We start from the raw sequence: 25,720 nt of genomic DNA on the forward strand, positions 1-25,720 counted from the left end.
GGCTGGGTTTGCCCAGCCCCGCCGGTGTGAATCAACCGGCAACAGACCCTAGCGCTTGAAGCCCTGGCCGGGGGCGAAATGGCAAGTGAAGATGCTGCCCTGGCCGACCACACTGCTGATTTCCAGGCGCCCGCGATGGCGCAACAGCACGTGCTTGACGATGGCCAGGCCGAGGCCGGTGCCGCCGGTGGTGGCTGCGCGGCTGGAGTCGACGCGGTAGAAACGCTCGGTCAGGCGCGGCAGGTGTTTGGCTTCGATGCCCTGGCCGCTGTCCTGCACGCTCAGGTGCGCACCGGCTTCGTCGGCCCACCAGCGTACGCGGATGCTACCCTCGTCCGGGGTGTATTTGACCGCGTTGAAGATCAGGTTGGAGAAGGCGCTGCGCAGTTCCGCTTCGCTGCCCTTGAGCTGCAGGCGGTTGTCGGCTTCCAGGCTGATGCGGTGATTGCGGTTACCCGACAGCGCCTGGGCGTCGGCGGTGATCGACAGCAGCAACAGGTCGACGGCCACGGGCTGGTTGTCCGAGGGGTAATCGGTGGCTTCCAGTTTGGCCAGCAACAGCAGGTCGTTGAGCAGTGTTTGCATGCGTCGGTCTTGCTGCTGCATTTGTTGCAGGGCACGGCGCCAGCGCGGGTTCACCTCTTCGACATTGTCGAGCAGGGTTTCCAGGTAGCCGGCGATCACCGTCAGCGGTGTGCGCAGTTCGTGGGAGACGTTGGCGATAAAGTCTTTGCGCATCTGCTCCAGCAGATGCACGCGGGTCACGTCGCGCACCAGCATCAGGTGTTCGTCGTTGCCGTAGCGGGTGATCTGGAAGTGCACGCGCAGGTGGTCGTTGAGCGGCGACGGCAGTTCCAGCGGTTCGCTGAAATTGCCCAGCTCGAAATATTCCTTGAAGCGCGGGTGGCGCACCAGGTTGGCAATCGACTGGCCGCTGTCTTGCGGAGTTTTCAGGCCCAGCAACGTTTCGGCGGCGAGGTTCCACCATTCCAGGTTGCCGTCGCGGTCGAGCATGATCACCGCGTCCTTGAGGGCGGCGGTGGATTCCTGCACGCGGTCGATGACCGCTTGCAGACGGCCACGGGCGCGCTGGTCGCGGCGTTGCAGGCGATAGATGCTGTCGAACACTTCGCCCCACAGGCCATGACCGTCGGGCGGCGGCTCATCGGTTTTGTACTGTTTCAACCAGGTGTGCAAGCGCAGCAGTTGGCGCAGGTTCCAGGCGAGGTAGGCGCCCAGGCCGAGCACCAGAGCCCAGGCGTAGTAACCGCTCAACAAGCCGAGGAGCAGGCAGCCGCCGATAATCAGGAGCAGGCGGCGGAGGAGGACGCTGTGCCAGTTTTGATTCACGGGATATCCAAAGCAAAGGTGTTACAGCAAAGCGGCTGAGTCAGCTTTTGGTGGAGAAACGATAACCGGTGCCGCGTACAGTTTGCACCAGGTTCTCGTAGGCTTCGCCAAGCGCTTTGCGCAGGCGCCGGATATGCACGTCGACGGTGCGCTCCTCGACATACACGTTGCCGCCCCAGACCTGGTCGAGCAATTGGCCGCGGGTGTAGGCACGTTCCTGGTGGGTCATAAAGAATTGCAGCAGGCGGTATTCGGTCGGGCCGATCTCGGCGGGCTTGCCGTCGATGGTCACGCGATGGCTGACCGGGTCCAGCAGTAAACCGCCGATTTCAATCGGTGTCTCGCTATCGCCGGCGCCGGCACGGCGCAGCACAGCCTTCAGGCGTGCCACCAGTTCGCGGGGTGAGAACGGCTTGGTGATGTAGTCGTCGGCGCCGACTTCCAGACCCTGGATCTTGTTGTCTTCTTCACCCTTGGCGGTGAGCATGATGATCGGGATGCTGTCGGTCAGCTCGTCGCGCTTCAGCCGGCGGGCCAGCTCGATACCTGAGGTGCCGGGCAGCATCCAGTCGAGCAGGATCAGGTCGGGTTTGCGGTCGACGATCATGGCGTGGGCTTGCTGGGCGTTTTCCGCCTCCTGGCAATCGTAGCCAGCCATTTCCAGCGCCACCGCGATCATTTCGCGGATGGGCGCTTCGTCGTCAACGATCAAAATGTTCTTGCCAACCATGGATCAAGCCTCGGGTCATATCGCTGTCATGTGCCGCATTAGATAACGGAATTATTGCAGTCATGTGACAGGGTGTTGCAGGCCCTAGCGTATTGCGTAATCCGCAGCGATGCCGAGAAAGATCGCCAACCCGGCCCAGTGGTTGTGCAGGAAGGCATTGAAGCAGGCCATGGGCTTGCGATTGCGGGTTTGCCGGTACTCCCAGACGAAGCAGGCGGCGGCGACCAGCAGGCCGAGCTGGAAGCACAGTCCAAGCTGGAATTTGCTGCCGGCCAGCAGCAGGCACAACAGGGCCAGGCCTTGCAGGCAGGCGATGATCAGGCGGTCGGCGTCACCGAACAGGATGGCGGTGGATTTGACCCCGATCTTCAGGTCGTCCTCGCGATCGGCCATGGCGTAATAGGTGTCGTAGGCCACCGTCCACAGCAAGTTGGCGATATACAGCAGCCAGGCCTCCGGCGGCACGCTGCCGGTCTCGGCACTAAAGGCCATGGGCATGCCCCAGGAAAACGCTGCGCCCAGCACCACCTGCGGGTAGAAGGTGTAGCGCTTCATAAACGGGTAGCAGGCCGCCAGCGCCACGCCGCCGAACGACAGCCAGACGGTGGTCGCGTTGGTGCACAGGACCAGGGCGAAACTCAGTGCCACCAGCCCGGCAAACAGCACCAAGGCTTCCCGCGGCTTGACCTTGCCGCTGGCCAGTGGCCGGGCCTGGGTGCGGCTGACATGGCCGTCGAAGTGGCGGTCGGCGTAGTCGTTAATCACACAGCCGGCAGCGCGCATCAGGATCACGCCGCCGACAAAAATCAGCAGGTTACTGGCGCTGGGCGCGCCTTCGGCTGCCACCCACAACGCCCACAGGGTCGGCCACAGCAGCAGGTAGATGCCGATGGGTTTGTCCAGGCGCATCAGCTGGACGAAGTCCCAGGCGCGTGGGTGCAGGCGATTGAGTGAATGCAGCAGGCGGGTGTACATCAGCGCGTCTCCGGGCAGGTTGGGCGCAGTATACGGAGTCGGCGTGAGCGATGGGGCGCGTAGGATGGCTTAGCGGCGAAGCGGCTTAATCCATCATGGCTATACGGTCGATGGGTTGGCTGCGCTTAGCCCATCCTAGGGAGCGATTGTGGCTGCAGCCCAGAGTTCGGGTAGAAATACCTCGGCCACCAGCACGGCCAGGGCGCCGCGCTGGAAGCACGAGCGGCGGGCCCACAACTGCTCGCTGCGCACTGCGTTCGGCAGCCAGGGCGCGGGGTAGCGGCACACCTGGATGGTGCCACGGGTAAACGCGCGGTCACTGAACAGTAATTCGCCGAGCGAGCGGCTGCCCAGCTCACCCAGGTTCAGGCCGGAGCCTTGCAGCGCGCTGCGGGCGGCCACGCTGCGGGCAAACACCCACGGTTGCTGATGGCCGCGCAAGTACACCTCACGCACCCAGCCCTGGCTGCCGGTGGGCACGCCCAGGGCCAGGCACTCGTCGTGGCGCAGGGGCTGCCAGCCTTCTTCCAGGGGCACCACGCTGAACTGCTGCTCAGCCAGGGCCGTCAGCCGTCGGGTTAACGAACCCTGATCGAACAGCCACTCGCTGAGCGCGGCGGCGGGGCCGGGATGCAGTTGGGCGGAGCTGAGCCAGCGCGGAGGCTGGGCGAGGGCGGCGTGCGGCACGGTAGCGGGCATTGGTGGCGGCTGGGCGGGCGAGCTTAACATGTTTGCCCCAGGCCGCCGCCCCAGGGGCTGGCGCTGTTGCATGTACCTCTCAGTGCAGCGGCCACGGACCCTAGCCAAAGGTGGGGGCGCTCACTGGTACTTGCGTCGCGGCGCCGCACTCAGTACAAAGCGGCCTAGTCGAGTCGGAATATTGTCCGACAATCTTTCGTGTGATGAGGTTGCAGTAAATGAAGAAGTGGCAATGCGTGGTCTGTGGTCTGGTGTATGACGAATCCATGGGCTGGCCAGACGACGGCATCGCCCCCGGCACGCGCTGGGAAGACGTACCCGCCGATTGGCTGTGCCCGGATTGCGGCGTCGGCAAGATGGACTTCGAGATGATCGAAATCGGTTGATGAGAGGCGGTGGAGCCAGCGCTCCACCACCCTGATTGACGTCGTCAGCGACGGCCTGCGGGCCGTCGTCTTGTATCTATACCCTGCACTACCCCCGAGGAGTTTGAGATGAGCCTACCTGTGGTGATCGTCGGTACCGGCCTGGCCGGCTACAACCTGGCCAAGGAGTTTCGCAAGCTGGACGCGCAGACCCCGCTGCTGCTGATTACCGCCGATGATGGGCGCTCTTACTCCAAACCGATGCTGTCCACCGGCTTCGGCAAGAATAAGGATGCCGACGGCTTGTGCATGGCTGAAGTCGGCGCCATGGCTGAGCAGCTGAATGCCGAGATCCGCACCCACACACGCATCAGCGGCATTGATGCTGGCCATCGTCAGTTGTGGATTGGCGAAGAGGCTGTGCCTTACCGCGACCTGATTCTGGCCCTGGGTGCCGAGGTGATTCGCGTGCCGGTGGCAGGCGATGCGCCTGAGGCGATTTTCCCGGTCAATGACCTGGAGGATTACGCCCGTTTCCGTGCCGCGGCTGCGGGCAAGCAGCGGGTGCTGGTGCTGGGCGCTGGCCTGATTGGCTGCGAGTTTGCCAACGACCTCAGCCTCGGCGGCTACAGCGTCGAGCTGGTGGCGCCTTGCGAGCAGGTGATGCCGGGTCTGTTACCTATGGCGGCCGCCGCGGCGGTGCAGGCTGGGCTGGAAAGCCTCGGCGCACGCTTCCACCTGGGGCCGGTGCTGACCAGCCTGCAGCGCAGTGACAGCGGCTTGCTGGCGCATCTGTCTGACGGCACACAAGTGGCCTGCGACCTGGTGTTGTCCGCCGTCGGCCTGCGTCCGCGCACCGACCTGGCCGCAGCGGCCGGCCTGGCCGTCAACCGCGGGGTGGTGGTCGATCGGCAGTTGCAGACCTCCCACGCCAACATCTACGCCCTCGGCGACTGCGCTGAAGTCGATGGCCTCAACCTGCTCTATGTGATGCCGTTGATGGCCTGCGCTCGTGCGCTGGCGCAGACCCTGAATGGCACGCCGACGGCCGTCAGCTACGGACCGATGCCGGTTACGGTGAAGACGCCGGTGTGCCCGCTGGTAGTGTCGCCACCGCCTCGTGGCGTGGTGGGTGAGTGGACGGTGGAAGGCAGTGGTGCGGACATCAAAGCGCTCTGTTATGACGCTCAGGGCAGCTTGTTGGGCTATGCCCTGACCGGTACGGCCGTACAGGAAAAACTGGCCCTGAATCGGCTGTTACCTGCCCTTTTGGCGTAGATACCTTCTACTTTGTCGTATAAGTCATGTTTTTGCCTTGGCCTATTGTCCGACAAGACTGGCGCGGCCGCGGCCAGCATGCCATTCTCACCGGGTCTGCCGCAGTGCCGCCTAGAGCCTCCGCGGCACCCGAGCGCTGTTCTGGAAGAGCAGCACGGACACAACAACAATAAACCGTCGACAAAGAGGCATTTATGCGCAAACCGGAACTCGCCGCCGCCATCGCCGAGAAGGCTGACCTGACCAAGGATCAAGCCAATCGGGTACTCAACGCCGTACTTGAAGAGATTACCGGTGCCCTGAACCGCAAGGACAGTGTCACCCTCGTTGGCTTCGGTACCTTTGTGCAGCGCCATCGCGGCGCCCGCACCGGGAAGAACCCGCAAACCGGCGCCCCGGTCACCATCAAGGCCAGCAACACCGTGGCCTTCAAGCCGGGCAAGTCGCTGAAAGACTCAGTCAACTGAGTTTCGCTGTCCGGGGCCTTGCGGCCCCGGACAGCACAGCCAAAGGCTGGCTGTAGTTCACCTCGCAAACCGCTACAATGCGCCGCCGTTTCATTCCCCCCTTCGAGGCCGCGCGCATGAAGTTTCGCTTTCTCCTGTGGATGCTGGGCCGCCTGATGGCCAAAGCCAGCCGCACCAATCCTGAGTTCCAGCAACAACTGGCCGGCAAAGACCTGGTGTTCCAGTTGCACACCCTGGACGGCAAGATGGCCCGCCATTTCATCGTCAAAGACCAGCGCATCGTCAGCAAGCGTGGCGTTGCCAGCGCGCCGGCCTTCGCTCTGGGCTTCAAGGATGCGACCTACGGTTTTGCCACCATGACCGCGAAGAACAAGCAGTTGGCCTTTATGCAGGGCATCCAGAACAAAGAGATCCAGATCCAGGGCAACCCGGCGCTGGTGATGTGGTTCCAGGGCCTGATGAAGTACCTGATGCCGAAGAAGAAATCCGCCGCCAAGAAAGCGGCCTGATGTTGCCGCGCCGCCGGCCTTGGCTGAGCGGTGCGTCACTGCGTCAGTAGGACGGCCAGCCGCGGTGCTGGTCGGCTCCCCCATCATTCGCTAGGCTGGGCAGAGTTCTTCAGGACATTGCCGCCATGCGTATCGCTTTACTTTTACCTTTGCTGTTGCTTACCAGCGTCGCTCACGCCGACGTTCCGGCGCCTGCTGCCTTTGCCAAGGTTTTCGAGCTGGCCGGCATTCGTCTGCTCTGCGAGCAGACTGCACCCTTGCTGCAGCGCGGCGTGCCGACGGCACAGCAGGCACAACTGGGCCAGGTGTTTGCTGCCGAGCAGTTGTGCGGGGCATTGGCCAAGCAGTTGGCGCCGACCTTCACCGCCGCCCAGTTAAGGCAGATTGAAACCTTGCTGGAAAGCCCGCTGGCCAAGCAGTTCACTGCCGCAGAACGTGCGGTGGGGGATGACGAAAAGGCCCTCAGCACTTATCGCGAACAACTCACCACCCGTCCGCCACGGGCTGAGCGGCTGGCGCTGGTACGGCGTCTGGACAGTGCCGCGCAGACCACCGCCATGGCTGCGCTGTTGCGTTACGAAGTGGGCAAGACCCAGGCTCTGCTGGCGCTCAAAGCGCGCGGTGAAAGCATTGATGAGGCCACCTTGGCCAGCAAAACCACAGCCCAGGCCGACGCGCTGCGCCAGTCCAGTGCCCAGGGGGTTGAAGCCTTTATGTTGTTTGCCTATCGGCAGACGCCCAGTGATCAGCTTGGTGAGTACGCCGCGCTGTACGAGCAGGCGCCGCTGAATCAGTTGCTCAAGGCCAGTGTGCAGGCTTTGCCAGCGGTGTTTGCCGAGCGCCGCGCGGCGCTCAAGTAAGTCGCTTGTGGCTGACGGCAGGACTGCCTGCCGTCGACCCCGGCGTCAGTGATGGGGATGGAACTGTGCGGCCAGTTCACGCAAGGCCGCTTCTGCTTCCAGCACCTTGTCCAGGGCTTCATCGGCTTTGGCGCGGGTCAGGCCCAGACGCTCCAATAGCGCTGGCGAAATCTCCACCTGCGGACCGGCGCCAATGCCCCGGCTGCGCAGCAGGCTGACCGCCAGGCAGACCAGATTGGGATAAGGCGCATGGTCGCCGTCGTAATCCGGGTCGTGCTGGAAGCGCAAGGCGGTGGCCAACTCCTCGGGCATATCCCAGAAACGCATCAACCAGGCGCCGATCTGCTCACGGCTGATGCCCAGCAGGTGCTGTTCGATATGGCTGTGGCTGAGGTGCGGGTTGACCTCCAGGTGCCGGCAGATCAGGGAGAAGTGCGGCGGGAATACGTGGGCCAGGACCAGATAACCGAAGTTGTGCAGCAAACCCGCCAGGTAGGTCAGACCGGCCTCCGGGCGCTGGGCACGCGGCATGGCACGGGTCAGGCCCTCGATTACCGCGGCGGTATAGATCGCCTGCTGCCAGTAAGGCGTGGCCTGTTGCGGATGATCTTTGGGCAGGCTCAGGGTTTTGCCCAGCGCCAGGCCCAGGGCCAGGTTGATCACCAGGTCGAAGCCGAGCACACGGACAATGGCGTCCTCAACTGAGCGAATCTTGCCCGGCGCGGCGTAGTAGGGCGACGCGGCCCAACTGACGACCTGAGCGGCCAGGGCTGGATCGGTCTCCACCACGCCGGTGATGTCATCGACAGTGGCGTCCGGATCGACCCGCAGCTTGATGATGCGCTGGGCCGTTTCTGGCAGGGGCGGGATTTCGATGGTTTCTTCCAGACGCTGCTGGATGCGTCGGGCGGTGAAGGCCTGCACCGCCTGGGTGATTTCTGCGCGGTCGTCGTGGGGGCGATTAAGGTTGGGTTGGATCTGGCTCAGCGGCTCGCCAAAGCGCGCTGTGCTGGCCTTGCTCAACAAGCCCTTGAAGGCGTCACTGGACATTTCCAGCAACACGCCCGCCTGGCCGGACTCGATCAGCAGCAGCGGCTCTTGCAGCAGGCATTCGTCATACAGGCAGGGAGAGCTGGTCAGTGCTGGCAAGCCCGGCAGCAGGGCCAGTTGGTGCTTGCCGAGCATACGTTGTAGGCGCTCCGGTTTGACCGCTACCAGTTTGCGCCCGGTCAGCTCCGCCAGGCGGCTAAGGTCCAGCAGTTGGCTCTGCGGGAACAGCGCCAGCAGTGCGCCCAGCTCATCCTCCAGCAGCACCGCTTGCACCCGTTGCGCGGGGTTCAGGCCCGTATGCTCCTGGCGCACCTGAAAGGGCACGGCCAGTTTTTGCAGCAATTGCACGATCATGGCGGGCGGCTGGGGAGTGGTGTCAGGGGCGAGGGCGACTTCGGTCATATTCAGGTCCGGCTAGGGGGCGTCTGCGCTGAGTATAACCAGCGAGTTGGGGCTTGGATGAATCATCGACAGGTTGGCTGCGGGGCAGGTCACACTTGGCCGTATTGCTGGCCATGGCGTAACCAGCGCTCCAGCAGCGGGCTGACGTGTTGCGGCCACTCGGCTAACAGGCGCAGGGCTGCGTCGCGCACCGCCGGCAGCAGGTCGGCATCACGCATCAGGTCGGCCACTTTGAACTGCAGCAGGCCGGTTTGGCGGGTGCCGAGCATCTCGCCGGGGCCGCGCAGTTCCAGGTCTTTTTCGGCGATGACAAAGCCGTCAGTGGTCTCGCGCATGATGCCCAGGCGCTGGCGCCCCAGCTGCGACAGCGGCGGGTGATAGAGCAGCACGCAATGGCTGGCGGCGCTGCCGCGACCCACCCGGCCGCGCAGCTGATGCAGCTGGGCCAGGCCCAAGCGCTCGGGATTTTCGATGATCATCAGGCTGGCGTTGGGCACGTCGACGCCGACTTCGATCACCGTGGTGGCCACCAGCAATTGCAGTTGGCCTTGCTTGAACTGGTCCATCACCGCGGCTTTCTCGGCCGGCTTCATGCGCCCGTGGATCAGGCCGACGTGCAGGCCGCCGAGGGCCGCGGACAAGTCCTCGAAGGTGGTTTCCGCCGCCTGACAGGTCAGCTCCTCGGACTCTTCGATCAGGGTGCAGACCCAATACGCCTGGCGGCCTTCATGGCAGGCCGAGCGCACCCGCTCGATCACCTCGAAGCGGCGGCTGTCGGCCACCAGCAAGGTGTTGACTGGGGTGCGGCCCGGCGGCAGTTCGTCGAGGATCGAGGTGTCGAGGTCGGCGTAGGCGCTCATCGCCAGGGTGCGCGGGATCGGTGTGGCGGTCATGATTAGTTGGTGCGGACACAGGCGGCCGTCGACACCCTTCTTGCGCAGAGCCAGGCGCTGCTGCACGCCGAAGCGGTGTTGTTCGTCGATGATCACCAGGGCCAGGCGCTTGAACTGCACCTCGTCCTGAAACAGCGCGTGGGTGCCAACCACCATCGGTGCGCCGCCGGCGATCTGCTCCAGGGCGCTGGCGCGTGCCTTGCCCTTAAGCTTGCCGGCCAGCCAGGCGACCTCCAGGCCGAGCGGCGCCAGCCAGCGCTGGAAGGTGATGAAGTGCTGCTCGGCGAGAATCTCAGTGGGCGCCATCAGTGCCACTTGATAGCCAGCTTCCAGCGCTTGTAGCGCCGCGAGGGCGGCGACCACGGTCTTGCCGGCGCCTACATCGCCCTGTACCAGGCGCAGCATGGGTTCGTGCTGGCTGAGGTCGTAGGCGATCTCGGCGCCGACCCGCTGTTGGGCGCCGGTGGGGGCGAAGCCGAGGTTAGCCAGATACTGCGCCGGCAGCCGCTGGGCCTTGGGCAATGCCGGGGCGTGCTGGTTGCGCAGGCTGTCACGCAGGCGCTGCATCGACAGCTGATGGGTCAGCAGTTCCTCGAAGGCCAGGCGGTGCTGGGCCCAATGGCGGCCTTCGGCCAGCTCGTCGAGGTCGGCATCCGGCGGCGGCCGGTGCAGGTAGCGCAGGGCCTGATCGAGGGGCGCCAGCTCATGCTCGCGGGCCAGTTCTGCCGGCAGCCAGTCGGGCAGGCTGTGGGGGCCGAGGCGCGCCAGCGTTTGCTCGCTGAGCTGGCGCAGGCGTTGCTGGGTCAGGCCCTCGGTGGTCGGGTAGATCGGCGTTAGGGTCTGTTCCACGGCGATCGGTTCGCCGCCGCTCAGGGCGCGGTATTCCGGGTGATAGATCTCCAGGCCGGAGGAGCCAGGGCGTACTTCGCCGTAGCAGCGCACCAGGGTGCCGCGTTTCAGCCCCTCTTTCTGCGCCTGGCTGAAGTGGTAGAAGCGCAGCGACAGGGTGCCGCTGCCATCCTGTAGGCGCACCAGCAGGCTGCGGCGGCGGCCCATGACCACGTCGGCGCCCGCCACGGTGCCTTCCACCACGGCATCCTGGCCAGGGCGCAGGGCGCCGATGGGCACGATACGGGTGCGGTCTTGATAACGCAGGGGCAGGTGGAACAGGACGTCCTGCAGGGTTTCCAGGCCGACCTTGGTGAGTTTCTCGGCCAGGGCGGCGCCCACGCCCTTGAGCGCGGTAACGGAAACCGTGGCCAGTTCGCTCACGGCGCGGCCTTAGGCGTCTTGCTGGGGCGCGCGGGCCACCGAACACAGGCGAATCGAATCGGCCAGCACGTCAATCGCCTTGGGCCGCGGGAAGCTGGCGCGCCAGGCAATCGCTACGGTGCGGAACGGCACCGGCGGGGTCAGTGGGCGCACCGCGATCACGCCTGGCGCGTAGTGGTGGCTGTCCACCGCCGACAGCGGCAGCACCGAGATGCCCAGGCCGGAGGCGACCATATGGCGGATGGTTTCCAGCGAGCTGGATTCCACGGTGGTGTGTTTGTTGATCTCGCCGCCCTTGCCCAGAGTCGGGCAGGCTTCCAGCACCTGATCGCGGAAGCAGTGGCCTTCGCCCAGCAGCAGCAGGCTCTTGTCGTTGAGCAGGGCGCTGTCAATGCTGGTTTTCGCTGTCCATGGGTGGTTGGCGGGCATCAGGACGGTGAAGGGCTCGTCGTAGAGCGCCTTGGTCAGCACGTCGGCTTCCTGGAACGGCAGGGCGATGATGATTGCGTCCAGCTCGCCGTTGCGCAGTTTGTCGCGCAGTACATGGGTGAAGTTTTCTTCGATATACAGCGGCATCTGCGGGGCGACCCGGTGCAACTGTGGAATCAGATGGGGGAACAGGTAGGGGCCGACGGTGTAGATGGCACCCACCCGCAGCGGTGCGGCCAGCTGGTTTTTGCCAACCTGGGCCAGCTCGCGAATGCCTTGGGCGGATTCCAGCACCTTCTGCGCCTGGGCGACAATGCCCTCGCCCACCGGGGTGGTGCGCACGGCGCTTTTGCTGCGCTCGAAGATCATCACGCCCAGCTCGTCTTCGAGCTTTTTGACCCCCACCGACAGGGTTGGCTGGCTGACGTGGCAGCGCTCGGCGGCGCGACCGAAATGCTGTTCCTGGGCCAGGGTGACGATGTAGCGCAGTTCGGTCAGGGTCATAGTCATAGTCCATTGAGATGCGGCCAAGCATAGCCGCTGTCTTCAATGGAACCAACCACCTTGAGCGTCGCGGCTCAGCCGCGCTTGAGGTTGTAGATAAAGGGCGCGACGATTTCCAGTTGGCCGGCGGTGAGCAACTCGGCCGGCGGCTTGGGCACGGGCGAGGCGCGGCGGATCATGGCCAGGGTGGCGCGGTCCAGCGACGCGTTGCCGGAGCTTTTGGCCAGTTCAATGCTCAGCACCTTGCCCCTGTGGTCCAGGTTAAAGCGCACCTGGCTGGTGCCTTCGATCCCGCGTCGGCGGGCGTCGTTGGGGTAGCGCTTGTAGCGCGCCAGGTGACCGAGCAGGCGACTCTGCCAGGATTGCTTGGCGGCCTGGCTGGCGGCACTGCTGACGGTCGCCGCAGCGGGTGCTGCTGGAGTACTGGCGGGCGCTACCTGGGGCGTCGGGGTGGGCTTGGCTGGCGTAGGCTGTTGCGGTTTGACCGGGCTGATCACGGGCTTGGGTGGCGTCGGTCGGGCCTTAGGCTTGGGCTTCTCCAGAACCAGCTTGGGTTTTGGCGCCACCACGGGCGGTGGCAACGGCTCAGGCAATGGTTGCGCCGCCGGTGCGGGTGGCGGCGGGGTGACGACGGGCAGTGGTGCCAGCTCCACCAGCAGCGCGGCGGGTGGCGGTAGCTCCACGGCCAGGGCCGGGTTGCGCCAGTTCAGCGCCAGTACGCCGATGCCGATGTGCAGGCCGAGCACCAGGGCCAGGCTCAGGGTCCAGCGCGGCAGATGGTAGCGGGGCGCGTTCATCGTGGGGCCACCGTTTCAAGACCGACCAGGCCAATCTTCAGGTAGCCGGCGCCGCGCAATTCGTTCATCACGGCCATCAAGTCGGCGTATTCGACGTGCTTATCGGCGCGGAAGAAGATTGTGGTGTCCTTCTTCGCCTGGGTTTGCTGGTCCAGAGCCTGGGCCAGTTGCGTGCGTTCGATCGGCTGGTCGCCGAGAAACAGGCTGTGGTCTTCCTTCACCGTCAGGTACAGCGGCTTGTCCGGGCGCGGTTGCGGGGTGGCGCTGGCCGCTGGCAGGTCGACTTTGACGTCAACGGTGGCCAACGGCGCGGCCACCATAAAAATGATGAGCAGTACCAGCATCACGTCGATAAAGGGCGTGACGTTGATTTCGTGGTTTTCCTGAAGGTCGTCGTCACCTTCGCGTAGATGCAGGCCCATGGCGTTTTCTCAACCCACCTTGACCATATGCGGCGGGTTCTTGGCCGGCGCCACACGTTCGTTGCCCGGCAGGTCGAGGTCGCGGCTGACCAGCAGCAGCACCTGGGCCGAGGCGTCCGCCACCTGGGCCTTGTAGCCGGTGATTGAACGGGCGAAGACGTTGTAGATGACCACCGCTGGGATCGCCGCCACCAGGCCCAGGGCCGTGGCCAGCAGCGCTTCGGCGATGCCAGGGGCGACCACCGCGAGGTTGGTGGTCTGCGATTTGGCGATGCCGATAAAGCTGTTCATGATCCCCCAGACGGTGCCGAACAGGCCGACGAAGGGTGCGGTCGAGCCGATGGTGGCCAATACGCCGGTGCCCTTGCTCATCTGCCGGCCGCTGGCGGCCACCAGGCGTTCCAGACGGAAGCTGACGCGCTCTTTGATGCCGTCGTTGCCGCGGGCCTGGGCCGACAGCGCCAACTCATGCTGGGCATCTTCGATCAGCAGCTGGCTCAGGCCGCCCTGGTGGGTGCGCTGAGCCTCGTTCAGCGAGCGGGCCTGTTTCAGGCTGCGCAGCTCGGCCTGCAGGCGGCGTTTAGCGGCAAGCAATTCAATGCCTTTGCTCAGCCAGATGGTCCAGGTGAGCACCGAGGCCAGGGCCAGGCCGATCATCACGCCCCGGACAATCACGTCAGCGTTCTGGAACATACCCCAGGGCGACATGTCGTGGCTGAGTAGGGCCTCGTCGAGTGGCGCTTCGGTGTTTGCCGTGGCGGTTTCATTCCCGGCGGCTGGCGCAGTGTTGGTGGCGACGACAGCGGTTGCTGGCGGCAGCGGTTCGTCGGCCATGCTAGGTGCGGAGACGGCTGCGCAGGCTAGGGCGGCAGCGGCCAACAGGGCGCGGACAAAGGACAAGGCGGGCATGCGAAGGGACGTCAGGTTCATGGTGGCCGGTCCGGTAAAAGAAGAGTTGGGCGCTGCCGCCGTAGGAGGCGAGGCGGTAGAAGTTAGCTCATTATTGCAAATCATTATCACTTGATAAAGCCTCCCATGCTCATTTGGCGAATATGTCGCTGCTGCCGCGCCGCCAGACGGCCGAGCACTCGGGCCGGGAGTCAGGTGGATAGCGCTTTGGTCATGCTCGTTCAGTCAGCGCGTTTATCAGCCGCGACGGGCGAGGCAGAGTGGATAACGGTCGTAAGCGCAGTGTGGCCGCTATGCGGCTAAGCGCGCAGGGGGCTGATCAGCACGACAGGGCTGGGGAGGCGCGAGGGTTGGCGCTGGGCCAGGTGACGCGTGGCGCGAGCTGTCGCTCGGGCGAGTGGGGGCGCAAGTGCTCGTGGCCGCGACGTAGCAGCCAACTGAGGCCTAGCAACAGGCCAATGCTGAGGGTGATGGTGCTGCCCAGCGCACAACTGGGGCTGCCGGGCAGGCCACTCTGGCTGTCATCGGCGCTGTCTGTGGCTGCGCTGCCGTCGATGCTGCAGAACAGGCTGTCGAGGCCGCTGAGTTGCAGGCCGGCGCTCTGTGCATGGCCCAGGCTGCAGGCGAACGCGTTGAACAAGACGCAGGCATAGAGCGTCCAGGCCAGGAGCGAGCGGTGATGGCGGCGCAGATTCATGCAGAAACTTTAGCACGGCCAAAATGCTTCGGGGCTGGGCGATTTGTCGCAGTGCCGGTGCTGCAGGCCACGGCTGGCGTGTCTTTTCGCGCAGGCTGCAGAGGTCATTGTGGCGTAGTTGAGCATGCCTGCTTGGCGCTGCTGAGGCTGCGGAGTAGGCTGGCCCCCTTTATTTTCGGAGCCTGCCCATGACCTCTTCACCTTCGTTGCTGATTGCCGGTTGCGGCGATGTTGGTAGCCGTTTGGCGCTGCAGATGCTGGCGCAGAGCTGGACGGTGCACGGCATGCGCCGTGACACCAGTCGCTTGCCGGCCGGAGTACTGGCGGTGGCGGCGGACCTCCACGGTGATCAATGCCCGCCGGCCTGGCCAACGGGCGAGTTGGATTATCTGGTCTATTGCCTGGCCGCCAGCGAAGGCAGCGAAGCCGGCTATCGCGCGGCTTACGTCGATGGTCTGCGCCATGTATTGGGCTGGCTGGCGCAGCACGGGCAGCGGCCGCGGCGGGTGCTGTTTGTCTCCAGCACCAGCGTGTATGGCCAGGGCGGCGGCGAGTGGGTGGACGAAACCTCGGCGACCGAACCCGCAGGTTATTCCGGGCGGATCATGCTGGAGGCCGAGCAATTGCTGCTGGGCAGCGGTCTGCCGGCCAGCGTGGTGCGTCTCACGGGTATCTACGGGCCGGGCCGGCAGTGGCTGCTCAATCAGGTACGCCAAGGCTACCGCGTGGTCAGCGAGCCGCCGCTGTATGGCAACCGCATTCATGTCGACGATGCCGCCGGATTGCTGGCTTTTCTGCTGCTGGCGGATGGTCGTGGGGTGGCGTTGGATACGTGCTATATCGGCGTCGACGACGCGCCGGCGCCGTTGCATGAGGTGGTGGGTTGGTTGCGCGAGACGCTGGCGGTTAGCGGCTGGTCCGCCGAGTCAACGGTGCGCCGCGCCGGCAGTAAGCGTTGCCGCAATGCCCGCGCCCGCGCCTTGGGCTGGGCGCCGCAATACCCCACGTATCGCGAAGGCTATGGCGCGCTGTTGGCGGCTGAGACGCCTTAACAGGCCGTTGAAAACTACCTACGTTGCCAATACGGCGTTAAAAACAGGCCGGGACGCGGCGTCTCAGAATGCTCATTTACAACACGTAAACTCCGCTTCTTCGCCTGTTTTTGCCTTGTCTTGGCGGCCTCGCCAACATTTTCAACGACCTGTTAGCCGGGCAGCTGCAACTGCAGGTTCTGCAGCATGAACTTGGCCATCAGCCACACAGCGCCGGCATTCAGCAGCCACAAACCCACGCCACCGAGGATGATGCCTAGGGCGATTTCATAGGCCAGGCGGCGTTCGGTTTTGTGCTGTGGGCCGCGCTGGGTGCGGAGCGGGCGGAGGTCGTCTTCGTCGCGTTCGGCGCGCATGGTCATGGATCCTGAAGAAATATGGAGGTGTTCAGCGCTGAGGCAGGGTAACAGGTCGTTGAAAAACGTTGGCGAGGCAGTCAGCGCAAGGCAAAAGCAGGCTAAAAAGCGGAGTTTACGAGGTGTAAATGAGCATTTTTAGCCTGCTTTTAACGCCGCGATGGCAACGCAGGTAGTTTTTCAGCGGCCTATTAGTCGCGTTCCAGCAGCCAGCGTTGCGGACCGGGATATAGGTCGGGCATTTCGTCCGGTTGCGCGCGGTTGAGGGCTTCGAAGATCTGCAGCTGATCGCCGTCGCGAACGAAGATCCACTCATTGCCTTCCTGGCCCAGTTGCAACCACAGGCTGTCGTACTCGCCGCTCATGGCCGCGCAGTCACCAGCCAGGCACAGGGCGAAGCGTTCGGCGCCGGGCAGGCCGTCGAGCTTGCCGTCGGCATGAAAGATCACCAGGCCGCCTTCACCGGGGCCGCTGCGAATCTTCCAGCTGCCGGCGAGAAAGGCCTCGTAAAGGCTGTATTCAAAACTGCTGCCGGCCGGCGCCGCGGCATCGACCTTGACCTTGGGTCGGGCAAAGCGCTGCTCGGGCCAGGTGGCGCTGGCTTGCTGGATCAGCAATTCGCCCTCGGGCTTGAGCACTTCGTGATGCTCGCCATAGAAGCTGACCTGCCAGAGGCCATCTGCTTGCGCGTTCAGCTGCCCATCGGCGAGCTCGAAGCCGTTGCTGAAGGTCGCCTGTTGGCGGGCGCTGTTGAGATTCCACTCCAGGTTCGGGCCGTAGGCCAGCAGCGCTTCGCGCAGGTGCTGGCTGTCCACGGCGGCGTCGATGGCTGCCTGGTTGATCCAGATGCCGCTGGGGTCTTTGGGTTTGCTGGCGCAGCCGCCGAGCAGGGTCAGGCACGCCAGCAGGCAGAGAAAGGAACGCATGGGGGATACCTCAAAATAAACAGGGGGCCTCGCTGCCGAGAGCCCCCTGAGCGTCGCGTGCAGGTGTTATTCGATGACCAGAATGGCATCCATCTCAACGGCTGCACCGCGTGGCAGGGCGGCAACGCCGATGGCGGCGCGGGCCGGGTACGGCTGTTCGAAGTAGCGGCCCATCACTTCATTGACCTTGGCGAAGTGGCTGAGGTCGGTGAGGAAGATGTTCAGCTTGACGATGTCCTTGAACGAACCACCGGCGGCTTCGGCCACGGCTTTGAGGTTCTCGAACACCTGCACGGTTTGCGCTTCGAAGCCTTCGACCAGTTCCATGGTCTTGGGGTCGAGGGGGATCTGCCCGGACATGTATACGGTGTTGCCGGCCTTGATGGCTTGCGAGTAGGTGCCGATGGCGGCGGGGGCCTTGTCGCTGCTGATAACGGTCTTGCTCATAAAAAACTCCTAGTGAGATTCAGGCCGGGCTGCACCCGGACGCGGTGTTGACTGATTTGCGCAGATTGGACGCCGATGGGCGGGCGTCAGGCACGCATGCGGGTGATGCGCATCACCCCTTTGAGCGCGCGCAGTTTCTTGATCACGCGGGCCAGGTGGACGCGGTCGTGGACGCTGACCACCAGCTGCACGACGCTGACGCGACCGTCGCGCTCGTCCATGCTGATCTTCTCGATGTTGCCGTCGGCGGCGTTGACGCTGCTGGCCAGCAGGGCAATCAGGCCGCGCTGGTGTTCCAGTTCGACGCGCAGTTCGACGTTGAATTCGCCGCTGACATCCTTGGCCCAGGACAGCTGGATGCATTTCTCCGGGTTGTGGCGGATGTCGCTGATGTTCTTGCAGGTGTCGAGGTGCACGACCATGCCTTTGCCGGCCGACAGGTGGCCGACGATCGGGTCGCCGGGGATTGGCGTGCAGCACTTGGCGTAGCTGAGCACCAGGCCCTCGGTGCCGCGGATCGCCAGCGGTCCTTCATGGCTGGGCAGTTGCTCGCCATTTTCGGTGAGCAGGCGGCGCGCCACCACGAAGGCCATGCGGTTGCCCAGGCCGATTTCTTCCAGCAGGTCTTCGCTCAACGCCATGTGGTATTCGTCGAGGACGGCCTGAATGCGCTCCACCGGCAGCGAGTCGAGGTGGGTGCCGAAGCTGGCCAGTACCTTGTTCAGCAGACGCTCGCCGAGGCTGACCGACTCGGAGCGGCGCTGCAGCTTGAGCGCGTGGCGAATATGGGTGCGGGCTTTGCCGGTGACCACGAAATTCAGCCAGGCCGGGTTCGGCCGGGCGCCGGGGGCGGTGACGATTTCCACCGTCGAGCCGCTTTGCAGCGGCTCCGACAGCGGCGCCAGGCGGCGATTGATGCGGCAGGCGATGCAGCTGTTGCCGACGTCGGTGTGCACCGCATAAGCGAAATCCACCGCCGTGGAGCCCTTGGGCAGCTCCATGATCCGGCCCTTGGGGGTGAAGACATAGACCTCGTCGGGGAACAGGTCGATCTTCACGCTCTCGATGAATTCCAGCGAATTGCCGGCGCGCTGCTGCAGTTCAAGGATGCCCTTGACCCACTGGCGGGCGCGCGCGTGGCTGCCCTTGGGCTGGTCGTCTTCGGCGGATTTGTACAGCCAGTGGGCAGCAATGCCGTGGTTGGCCAGCTCTTCCATCTCGCGGGTGCGGATCTGGATTTCAATCGGTACGCCATGCATGCCGAACAAGGTGGTGTGCAGCGACTGGTAGCCGTTGGCCTTGGGGATCGCGATGTAATCCTTGAAGCGCCCCGGCAAAGGTTTGTACAGGTTGTGCACGGCGCCGAGCACGCGGTAGCAGGTGTCAACTTTGTCGACCACGATGCGGAAGGCGTAGACGTCCATGATCTCGTTGAAGGCGCGGCGCTTGCCGCGCATCTTCTGGTAGATGCTGTACAGGTGCTTCTCACGGCCATGCACTTCGCCCTGCATGTCCTCGCGGGTCAGGCAGTGGCTGATCGACTCTTCGATCTTGTTGACGATTTCCTTGCGGTTGCCACGGGCGCGACGCACGGCGCCGCGGATGCGTTCGGAGCGCATCGGGTACATGGCTTTGAAGCCAAGGTCTTCGAACTCGATGCGCATGCTGTGCATGCCCAGCCGGTTGGCGATCGGCGCGTAGATCTCCAGGGTTTCCTTGGCGATCCGCCGGCTCTTCTCGTGGGGCATGGAGTCGAGGGTGCGCATGTTGTGCAGGCGGTCGGCCAGCTTGACCAGGATCACGCGGATATCACGGGCCATGGCCATGGCCATTTTCTGGAAGTTTTCCGCTTGCGCTTCGGCTTTGGTTTCGAAGTTCATCTGGGTCAGTTTGCTGACCCCATCGACCAGTTCGGCGATGGTTTCGCCAAATTGCGCGGTGAGCGCTTCCTTGGCAATCCCGGTGTCTTCGATGACGTCATGCAGCATCGCGGCCATCAGGCTTTGATGATCCATGTGCATGTCGGCGAGGATGCTGGCGACCGCCAGGGGGTGTGTTACGTAGGCTTCGCCGCTGCGTCGGCGTTGGCCGTCGTGGGCTTGTTCAGCGTAGAAGTAAGCGCGGCGGACCAGGTTGACCTGGTCACTGCCGAGGTAGGTCGAAAGTCGTTCGGCGAGGTTGTCTATGCTCGGCAAGTGCAATGCTCCTGCCGTGCTCTGGGACTCTGTACCGTACGACGTCGACCCACCATGGACTTACAAGGCCTCGTTGGCCTCGTCCTCGAATGTGGCAAACAGCGGTTCGTCTTCAACGATGTCGTCTTGAGCGATGACGTCGTAGTCCACCAGGCCGGCAGCGATTTCGCGCAGGGCTACTACGGTGGGTTTGTCGTTTTCCCAGGCTACCTTGGGCTCTTTGCCGCCGGTGGCCAGTTGACGGGAACGCTTGGTGGCCAGCATGACCAGCTCGAAGCGGTTAGCGACGTTCTCCAGGCAATCTTCAACGGTAACGCGGGCCATGGTGTTCCTCGTAGCAAATAGCGAGATAAAGCTGTGCCCAAATGGGCGAGCGGACTGGATAGTCTAAAAAATCACCCGCCTTAAGGGAAGCGTTGTTTGTGTCGGGGCTGGCCGCGAACGCGCCGCCAGCCGCCCGAAAGCGGCTGCAGGCAGCGGCCTGGCTGGCGCGGAGTCAGGCCAGCAGCTGGCTGAGTAAATCCGCGTGGCGTTGCTGTTGCGGGTTTTGCAGCAGCTGATTGGCACGAAAAATGGCTTTCAGGTCGTCGAGGGCGACCTTGAAGTCGTCGTTGATCACTAGGTAATCGTATTCGACGTAGTGGCTCATTTCGCTGACCGCTTCACGCATGCGCCCGTCGATGATCTCGTCGCTGTCCTGGCCGCGGTTGTCCAGACGCTGGCGCAGAGCTTCCTGGGTCGGCGGCAAAATGAAGATCGACTTGGCCTGCGGCATCAGGCGGCGCACCTGCTGGGCGCCCTGCCAGTCGATTTCCAGGATCAGGTCGTAACCTTCCTTGAGGGTCTGCTCCAGCCAGCGCTGCGAGGTGCCGTAGAGGTTGCCGAACACTTCGGCGTGTTCGAGAAACTCGTCGCGCTCAAGCATTTCGATAAAGGCTTCGCGGGCGACGAAGTGGTAGTTGACCCCGTCGACCTCGCCCGGACGCATGGCGCGGGTGGTGTGCGAGACCGATACGCGGATTTGTTCCTGGGCCTCGATCAGGGCTTTGACCAGGCTGGTCTTGCCGGCGCCGGAGGGGGCAGAAACGATATACAGGGTGCCGGTGGTGGCCATAAGAATTTCCCGGGGCTGGCGGTTTTTCAATTAGGTCTTTAAAAACGTAGCGAGCGACGGCTAGGCAAGGCGAAATCAGGCGAGAAAGCGGAGTTTACGACTGTAAATGAGCATTTGACTCGCTTCACTCGCCCCTTCGGGGCCGCACTGAAGTGCGTTCAGTCTAAGGACTGTGAGCCTGATTTCAACGCGGCATAGCCTAGTGCAGTAGTTTTTACTCGATGTTCTGGACTTGTTCGCGCATCTGCTCGATCAACACCTTAAGGCTGACGGCGGCTTGGGTGCTGCGCGGGTCGAAGGCTTTGGAACCGAGGGTGTTGGCTTCGCGGTTGAGCTCCTGCATGAGGAAGTCCAGGCGACGCCCGGCGGCACCGCCGGCCTTGAGCACGCGGCGCACTTCACTGACGTGGGTGCTGAGGCGGTCCAGCTCTTCGGCCACGTCGCTCTTCTGCGCCAGCAACACCAGCTCCTGCTCCAGGCGTTGGGGGTCGAGTTCGGCTTTCATCTCGGTGAAGCGGTCGAGGATCTTCTGTCGCTGGGTGGCGAGCATCTGCGGCACCAGCTCGCGCAAGGTGGCGACTTCCGTCGTCATGGCGTCGAGGCGCTCGTTGAGCAGTTTGGCCAGCTCGGCGCCTTCACGGCCACGGCCGTTTTTCAGCTCATCCAGAGCCTGGTTGAACAGTTGCATGGCTTCGGCGTTTTGCGCCTGCGGGTCGGTGCCATCGGCCACCAGTACGCCGGGCCAGGCCAACACTTCGAGGGGATTGAGGGGCGCGGGCTGCTTGATCAGGCTGGCGATGCTCTCGGCGGCGCTGATCAGTTGGGCGGCGCGTTCGCGGTCCAGCTGCAGGGCCTTGCCGGTGGATTCTTCAGTGAAGCGCAGGGTGCATTCCACTTTGCCGCGCGACAAACCTTGGCGTAGGGCGTCGCGCACGCTGCCTTCGAGGTCGCGAAAGGCTTCCGGCAGGCGCAGCTGGGGCTCCAAGTAACGGTGGTTTACCGAGCGCAGTTCCCAGCTCAGGGTGCCGTGGGTGCCAGCCCGTTCCGTACGGGCGAAGGCGGTCATGCTGTGCACCATGGGCGTACCTCTGGGCGGTGATGTCGGTTGTCGAGGCGGTGGATTGTAGCGCAGTCGCCGGGGCCGCCCAATCGGTGATGTTCGGCGTAGTGCCGGCCGCCGGAGAATTCGGCGATGTCCCGGCAGGCGCCTGGGCCCTATAATGGCGGGGAAAATTCAGTCCCGAACAGGTATTCCCCGATGAAGCGTCCCAGTGGCCGTGCTGCCGATCAGCTGCGCTCGATCCGTATCACCCGTAACTACACCAAACATGCCGAAGGTTCGGTGCTGGTGGAGTTTGGCGACACCAAAGTGATCTGTACGGTCAGTGTTGAATCCGGCGTCCCGCGCTTCCTTAAAGGCCAGGGCCAGGGCTGGTTGACCGCCGAGTACGGCATGTTGCCGCGCGCCACGGGCGATCGTAACCAGCGTGAAGCCAGTCGCGGTAAGCAGGGTGGTCGTACCCTGGAAATCCAGCGCCTGATCGGTCGTTCGCTGCGTGCTGCATTGGACATGTCCAAGCTTGGCGAGAACACCCTGTACATCGACTGCGATGTTATTCAGGCCGATGGTGGCACCCGTACCGCTTCCATCACCGGCGCCATGGTGGCCCTGGTGGATGCGCTGAAGTTGATGAAGAAGCGTGGCGGCCTGAAGGCTGGCGACCCGCTCAAGCAGATGGTTGCTGCGGTGTCGGTGGGCATGTACCAGGGCGAGCCGGTGCTGGACCTCGACTACCCGGAAGATTCGGCAGCGGAAACCGATCTCAACGTGGTGATGACTGCCGCCGGTGGTTTCATCGAGGTGCAGGGCACCGCCGAAGGCGCGCCGTTCCAGCCCTCCGAACTGAATGCCATGCTGGCGTTGGCGCAAAAGGGCATGCAGGAACTGTTTGAGCTGCAGCAAGCGGCCCTGGCCGATTAACCCACCGAGGACCCGCGGATGAACGATAACCTGCTCCCCACGCCCGATGCGCAAGCCCGGCAATGGGCCATGCTGTGTCATTACGCGGCGTTCTTCTGGGTGTTGGCGCCCTTGATCGGCAACGTCATCGGCCCGTTGGTCGTCTGGCAGCTGAAGAAAGATCTGCATCCGTTTGTCGATGAGCAGGGTAAGGAAGCGCTGAACTTTCAGATCACCTACAGCGTGGCCATGATGGTGTGTGGCTTGCTGGCCTGGGTGCTGATCGGCTTTCCGTTGATGCTGCTGGTGGGAGTGGCGGCGCTGGTGCTGACCATCATCGCCGGGATCAAGGCCAATGCCGGGGAAGCCTATCGCTACCCACTGTGCTGGCGCCTGATCAAGTAACGACGGCTTTTGCAGGCAATAAAAACCGGCGCTGAGCCGGTTTTTTATTGCCTGCGCTTATTCAGCTCAGGGCCTCCAGCAGTTCGTCGCGGCCCTGGGGCGGGACCATGGCGATCAGTGTGTGGCCGGGATGCAGGATCATGGCGTCGGCTGGGTTGAAGATAAAGTCTGGGCCGGTGCGAATCGACAGGATCACGCAACTGGGGCAGCGCTGCTTGATCTCGCCGATGGTGCGCAGGCTGTGGTGCTCGGCAATAGGCACCTCCTCCAGACGCACTTTGTGCTCGGAGCGCAGCATCTCATCGAGGAAGGTCACCACGTGGGGGCGGATCATTGATGAGGCGATGCGCATGCCGCCGGTGAAGTCCGGCGAGATCACCGTGTCGGCCCCGGCTTTGCGCATTTTCTGCGCGTTGCGCAGCTCGTGGCAGCGCGCTACGACCCGCACCTTGGGGTTGAGCTGGCGGGCGGTGAGGATAATCATCAGGTTGCGGCTGTCGTCGCCGGTGACGGCGAACACCCCGGCGGCATCGGCAATGTCGGCGGCCAGCAAGAGGTCGTCATCGGTGGCGTCACCGTGCAGGTGCAGAAGCTGGGGGAAGTGTTCGCGCTGGGCCTCGAACTGTTCTTCGTCGCTGTCGATGGCGACGAACTCGCGGCCGGTGGCCACCAGCTCATGGGCCACGTTGCGCCCGACTCGGCCGAAGCCGCAGAGAATGTAATGGCCCTTGAGTTTCTTGATGGCCTTTTCCATGCGTCGTCTCCGCAGGCTGTAGTCGAAGTCGCTCTCGAGGAAGAACGTTGCCAGGCTGGTGAACAGAAAGGTCACGGTGCCGAAGCCGGTGAGGGCGATCAGTCCGGCAAACAGGCGTTCGCCGAGGTTGTTGAGGGGGATGATCTCACCATAACCGACGGTGGTGATGGTGATCAGGGTCATGTGCAGTGCGTCGGACCAGGTCGCCTGCTCGTCGGCCACGCTGTAGAAACCGAGGGTGCCGAACACGGCCATGAACAACAGCAGGGCAATTGCCGCGTAGATGCGTTGCAAGATCCGCGGCAATTGGGTGTGGCGCATGGGCAGGTTGTGTTTGGCGCGGCGCCAACGGGGTATGCCCATGATTATCCCTGTCGATTAAACGCTGAGGGTCCAGTCGTAATCGACCACCAGTGGCGCGTGCTCAGAGAAGCGTGGCTGGCGCGGCAGGCGGGCGCTGCGCACGCAGCGACGTAGGCCTGGGGTCAGCAGGTGATAGTCGAAGCGATAGCCGAGGTTGAGCATTTCCGCCTGTTCAGTGTCGGGCCACCAGCTGAACTGGTCGCCTTCGCGGCTGACTTCGCGCAGCGCATCAACGTACCCCATGCTGCCGACGACCTGATCCATCCAGGCGCGCTCGGGGGCGAGAAAGCCAGGCGATTGTTGGCAGTCGCGCCAGTTCTTCACGTCGAGTTTCTGGTGCGCGACAAACAGCGAGCTGCAGTAGATGTACTCGCGACGCTTGCGCCGTTGTTTGTCGAGGTAATGGGCGAAGTCGTCCATAAACTTGAACTTCTGGTTCAGGCTCTCGTCGCCATGCTGCCCAGATGGCAGCAGCACGCAGGCAATACTGACTTTGTCGAAATCGGCCTGCAGGTAGCGCCCGTAGCGGTCGGCCATTTCAAAGCCCAGACCACTGATTACCGCCTTGGGTTGCAGCCGTGAATACAGCGCCACACCGCCTTGGTTAGGCACTTCGGCATCACAGGCATAGAGGAAGTAGCCGTCCATTTGGAAGGCTGGGTCGTCCAGTTCAAAGGCAGAGGCGCGGGTGTCCTGCAGGCAGATGACGTCGGCATTCTGTGCCTGCAACCAATTGAGCAAACCACGCTCGGCTGCGGCCTGAATGCCATTCACGTTCACACTGATGATCCGCATAAATGGCCCCTAAAAACACGTGCGTGTATGATACCCGAGCTCCTATTTATTAGCTAAACCCATCGTAAAATCAGTGCTATCCGGGATTTTCTTCATGCAGGCTTACCAGCGCGAGTTCATTCGTTTTGCCATCGAGCGTGGAGTCTTGCGCTTTGGTTCATTCACCCTCAAGTCCGGGCGTACCAGCCCGTACTTCTTCAATGCCGGGTTGTTCAACAGTGGTTTGGCGCTGGCCCAGTTGGGGCGTTTTTATGCCGCCGCGGTGGTTGAGAGCGGCATTCCTTTCGATGTGCTGTTTGGCCCGGCCTACAAAGGCATCCCGTTGGCGGCCGCGACGGCCGTGGCGCTGGCCGAGCAGCATGAGCTGGACCTGCCCTGGTGCTTCAACCGCAAGGAAGCCAAGACCCATGGCGAAGGCGGTAGCCTGGTGGGTGCCCCGCTCGAAGGCCGCGTGCTGATCGTTGACGATGTGATCACTGCTGGCACGGCGATCCGCGAAGTGATGCAGATCATCCAGGCCCAGGGCGCGCAGGCAGCCGGTGTGTTGATCGCTTTGAACCGTGAGGAGCGCGGCCAGGGCGAGCTGTCTGCCATCCAGGAAGTCGAGCGCGATTTCGCCATGCCGGTGGTGAGTATTGTGTCGTTGACCCAAGTACTGGAATATCTGGCCGATAACGCTGAACTCAAGCAGCATCTGCCGGCGGTACAAGCCTACCGCGACCAGTACGGCATTCAGGCCTGATCC

29 protein-coding genes are annotated in these 25,720 nt (G+C 63.5%); 9 read left to right on the plus strand and 20 right to left on the minus strand.

The window, feature by feature from the left end:
• Positions 1-48: 48 nt before the first annotated feature.
• From phoR to AC56DI_RS15320, 4 genes are all read right to left on the minus strand, one after another.
• Positions 49-1,350, minus strand: a complete 1,302-nt coding sequence (gene phoR, locus AC56DI_RS15305) for a phosphate regulon sensor histidine kinase PhoR (protein WP_496346926.1) — start codon at positions 1,348-1,350, stop codon at positions 49-51.
• A 40-nt stretch (positions 1,351-1,390) separates the two neighbouring features.
• Entirely contained in the window at positions 1,391-2,080 is a 690-nt protein-coding gene (gene phoB, locus AC56DI_RS15310; protein WP_496346927.1) for a phosphate regulon transcriptional regulator PhoB, read from the minus strand.
• 84 nt (positions 2,081-2,164) lie between these two features.
• Positions 2,165-3,055, minus strand: coding sequence for a 4-hydroxybenzoate octaprenyltransferase (gene ubiA, locus AC56DI_RS15315; protein ID WP_496346928.1), 891 nt, complete (start codon positions 3,053-3,055; stop codon positions 2,165-2,167).
• Positions 3,056-3,190: 135 nt separating this feature from the next.
• Complete coding sequence (locus AC56DI_RS15320; protein WP_496347527.1) at positions 3,191-3,742, minus strand: chorismate--pyruvate lyase family protein; 552 nt, start codon at positions 3,740-3,742, stop codon at positions 3,191-3,193.
• Between the two features lie 230 nt (positions 3,743-3,972).
• Here AC56DI_RS15320 and AC56DI_RS15325 point away from each other — a divergent pair, with 230 nt between their 5' ends.
• From AC56DI_RS15325 to AC56DI_RS15345, 5 genes are all read left to right on the plus strand, one after another.
• Positions 3,973-4,140, plus strand: coding sequence for a rubredoxin (locus AC56DI_RS15325; protein WP_324520500.1), 168 nt, complete (start codon positions 3,973-3,975; stop codon positions 4,138-4,140).
• A gap of 108 nt (positions 4,141-4,248) precedes the next feature.
• On the plus strand, positions 4,249-5,397 hold the full coding sequence (locus AC56DI_RS15330) for an FAD-dependent oxidoreductase (RefSeq protein ID WP_496346929.1): 1,149 nt from the start codon (positions 4,249-4,251) through the stop codon (positions 5,395-5,397).
• 194 nt (positions 5,398-5,591) lie between these two features.
• Complete coding sequence (locus AC56DI_RS15335) at positions 5,592-5,864, plus strand: HU family DNA-binding protein (RefSeq protein WP_324520497.1); 273 nt, start codon at positions 5,592-5,594, stop codon at positions 5,862-5,864.
• Between the two features lie 116 nt (positions 5,865-5,980).
• Entirely contained in the window at positions 5,981-6,373 is a 393-nt protein-coding gene (locus AC56DI_RS15340; protein ID WP_324520539.1) for an SCP2 sterol-binding domain-containing protein, read from the plus strand.
• A 125-nt stretch (positions 6,374-6,498) separates the two neighbouring features.
• Positions 6,499-7,233 carry a hypothetical protein gene (locus tag AC56DI_RS15345; protein ID WP_496346930.1) on the plus strand — a complete coding sequence of 245 codons (735 nt, stop codon included), beginning with the start codon at positions 6,499-6,501 and terminating at the stop codon, positions 7,231-7,233.
• Between the two features lie 45 nt (positions 7,234-7,278).
• On the opposite strand, the gene AC56DI_RS15350 is transcribed toward AC56DI_RS15345, so the two are convergent.
• The 7 genes from AC56DI_RS15350 to AC56DI_RS15380 form a co-directional block, all read right to left on the minus strand.
• Positions 7,279-8,685: an aminoacyl-tRNA deacylase and HDOD domain-containing protein gene (locus tag AC56DI_RS15350; RefSeq protein WP_496346931.1), complete on the minus strand. Its 1,407-nt coding sequence runs from the start codon at positions 8,683-8,685 to the stop codon at positions 7,279-7,281.
• Between the two features lie 89 nt (positions 8,686-8,774).
• The gene (gene recG, locus AC56DI_RS15355) at positions 8,775-10,850 is read right to left on the minus strand and encodes an ATP-dependent DNA helicase RecG (RefSeq protein WP_496346932.1); all 2,076 of its coding nucleotides are present in this window, start codon (positions 10,848-10,850) and stop codon (positions 8,775-8,777) included.
• A gap of 9 nt (positions 10,851-10,859) precedes the next feature.
• A complete protein-coding gene (locus AC56DI_RS15360; protein ID WP_496346933.1) occupies positions 10,860-11,783 on the minus strand; it encodes a hydrogen peroxide-inducible genes activator in 924 nt (307 codons plus the stop codon).
• 74 nt (positions 11,784-11,857) lie between these two features.
• On the minus strand, positions 11,858-12,580 hold the full coding sequence (locus AC56DI_RS15365; protein WP_496346934.1) for an energy transducer TonB family protein: 723 nt from the start codon (positions 12,578-12,580) through the stop codon (positions 11,858-11,860).
• Positions 12,577-13,002 carry a TonB system transport protein ExbD gene (gene exbD, locus AC56DI_RS15370; RefSeq protein WP_496346935.1) on the minus strand — a complete coding sequence of 142 codons (426 nt, stop codon included), beginning with the start codon at positions 13,000-13,002 and terminating at the stop codon, positions 12,577-12,579. The genes AC56DI_RS15365 and exbD overlap by 4 nt, the downstream gene beginning before the upstream one ends.
• 9 nt (positions 13,003-13,011) lie before the next feature.
• Positions 13,012-13,932: a tonB-system energizer ExbB gene (exbB, locus tag AC56DI_RS15375; protein WP_496346936.1), complete on the minus strand. Its 921-nt coding sequence runs from the start codon at positions 13,930-13,932 to the stop codon at positions 13,012-13,014.
• Positions 13,933-14,230: 298 nt separating this feature from the next.
• Positions 14,231-14,608, minus strand: coding sequence for a DUF2946 family protein (locus tag AC56DI_RS15380; RefSeq protein WP_496346937.1), 378 nt, complete (start codon positions 14,606-14,608; stop codon positions 14,231-14,233).
• Between the two features lie 188 nt (positions 14,609-14,796).
• On the opposite strand from AC56DI_RS15380, the gene AC56DI_RS15385 reads away from it, so the two are divergent.
• Entirely contained in the window at positions 14,797-15,660 is an 864-nt protein-coding gene (locus tag AC56DI_RS15385; RefSeq protein ID WP_496346938.1) for an NAD-dependent epimerase/dehydratase family protein, read from the plus strand.
• Positions 15,661-15,812: 152 nt separating this feature from the next.
• On the opposite strand, the gene AC56DI_RS15390 is transcribed toward AC56DI_RS15385, so the two are convergent.
• The 7 genes from AC56DI_RS15390 to AC56DI_RS15420 form a co-directional block, all read right to left on the minus strand.
• The gene (locus AC56DI_RS15390; RefSeq protein WP_496346939.1) at positions 15,813-16,016 is read right to left on the minus strand and encodes a hypothetical protein; all 204 of its coding nucleotides are present in this window, start codon (positions 16,014-16,016) and stop codon (positions 15,813-15,815) included.
• A 191-nt stretch (positions 16,017-16,207) separates the two neighbouring features.
• Complete coding sequence (locus AC56DI_RS15395; protein ID WP_496346940.1) at positions 16,208-16,942, minus strand: hypothetical protein; 735 nt, start codon at positions 16,940-16,942, stop codon at positions 16,208-16,210.
• A 66-nt stretch (positions 16,943-17,008) separates the two neighbouring features.
• Complete coding sequence (locus AC56DI_RS15400) at positions 17,009-17,389, minus strand: RidA family protein (protein ID WP_324520483.1); 381 nt, start codon at positions 17,387-17,389, stop codon at positions 17,009-17,011.
• An 86-nt stretch (positions 17,390-17,475) separates the two neighbouring features.
• Entirely contained in the window at positions 17,476-19,584 is a 2,109-nt protein-coding gene (gene spoT, locus AC56DI_RS15405; protein ID WP_496346941.1) for a bifunctional GTP diphosphokinase/guanosine-3',5'-bis pyrophosphate 3'-pyrophosphohydrolase, read from the minus strand.
• 60 nt (positions 19,585-19,644) lie between these two features.
• Positions 19,645-19,908 (minus strand): DNA-directed RNA polymerase subunit omega, encoded by a 264-nt coding sequence (gene rpoZ / locus AC56DI_RS15410; RefSeq protein WP_324520481.1) that lies wholly within the window; start codon positions 19,906-19,908, stop codon positions 19,645-19,647.
• Positions 19,909-20,080: 172 nt separating this feature from the next.
• Positions 20,081-20,698 (minus strand): guanylate kinase, encoded by a 618-nt coding sequence (gene gmk, locus AC56DI_RS15415; RefSeq protein ID WP_422586976.1) that lies wholly within the window; start codon positions 20,696-20,698, stop codon positions 20,081-20,083.
• 214 nt (positions 20,699-20,912) lie between these two features.
• On the minus strand, positions 20,913-21,776 hold the full coding sequence (locus AC56DI_RS15420) for a YicC/YloC family endoribonuclease (RefSeq protein ID WP_496346942.1): 864 nt from the start codon (positions 21,774-21,776) through the stop codon (positions 20,913-20,915).
• Positions 21,777-21,956: 180 nt separating this feature from the next.
• Here AC56DI_RS15420 and rph point away from each other — a divergent pair, with 180 nt between their 5' ends.
• Together rph and AC56DI_RS15430 are read left to right on the plus strand one after the other, a co-directional pair.
• A complete protein-coding gene (rph, locus tag AC56DI_RS15425; protein ID WP_496346943.1) occupies positions 21,957-22,679 on the plus strand; it encodes a ribonuclease PH in 723 nt (240 codons plus the stop codon).
• Between the two features lie 18 nt (positions 22,680-22,697).
• Positions 22,698-23,063 (plus strand): DUF4870 domain-containing protein, encoded by a 366-nt coding sequence (locus AC56DI_RS15430; protein ID WP_324520477.1) that lies wholly within the window; start codon positions 22,698-22,700, stop codon positions 23,061-23,063.
• A 61-nt stretch (positions 23,064-23,124) separates the two neighbouring features.
• Here AC56DI_RS15430 and AC56DI_RS15435 read toward each other — a convergent pair whose 3' ends face one another.
• On the minus strand, positions 23,125-24,180 hold the full coding sequence (locus AC56DI_RS15435; RefSeq protein ID WP_496346944.1) for a potassium channel family protein: 1,056 nt from the start codon (positions 24,178-24,180) through the stop codon (positions 23,125-23,127).
• Positions 24,181-24,195: 15 nt separating this feature from the next.
• Positions 24,196-24,975, minus strand: a complete 780-nt coding sequence (gene crc, locus AC56DI_RS15440; RefSeq protein WP_496346945.1) for a catabolite repression control protein Crc — start codon at positions 24,973-24,975, stop codon at positions 24,196-24,198.
• A 94-nt stretch (positions 24,976-25,069) separates the two neighbouring features.
• Between crc and pyrE the strand changes: the two genes are divergently transcribed.
• Entirely contained in the window at positions 25,070-25,717 is a 648-nt protein-coding gene (gene pyrE, locus AC56DI_RS15445; protein ID WP_496346946.1) for an orotate phosphoribosyltransferase, read from the plus strand.
• The last annotated feature ends 3 nt before the right edge of the window (positions 25,718-25,720 follow it).

It is taken from the genome of Pseudomonas sp. BGA-UO-ETr-WB11, assembly GCF_059567785.1.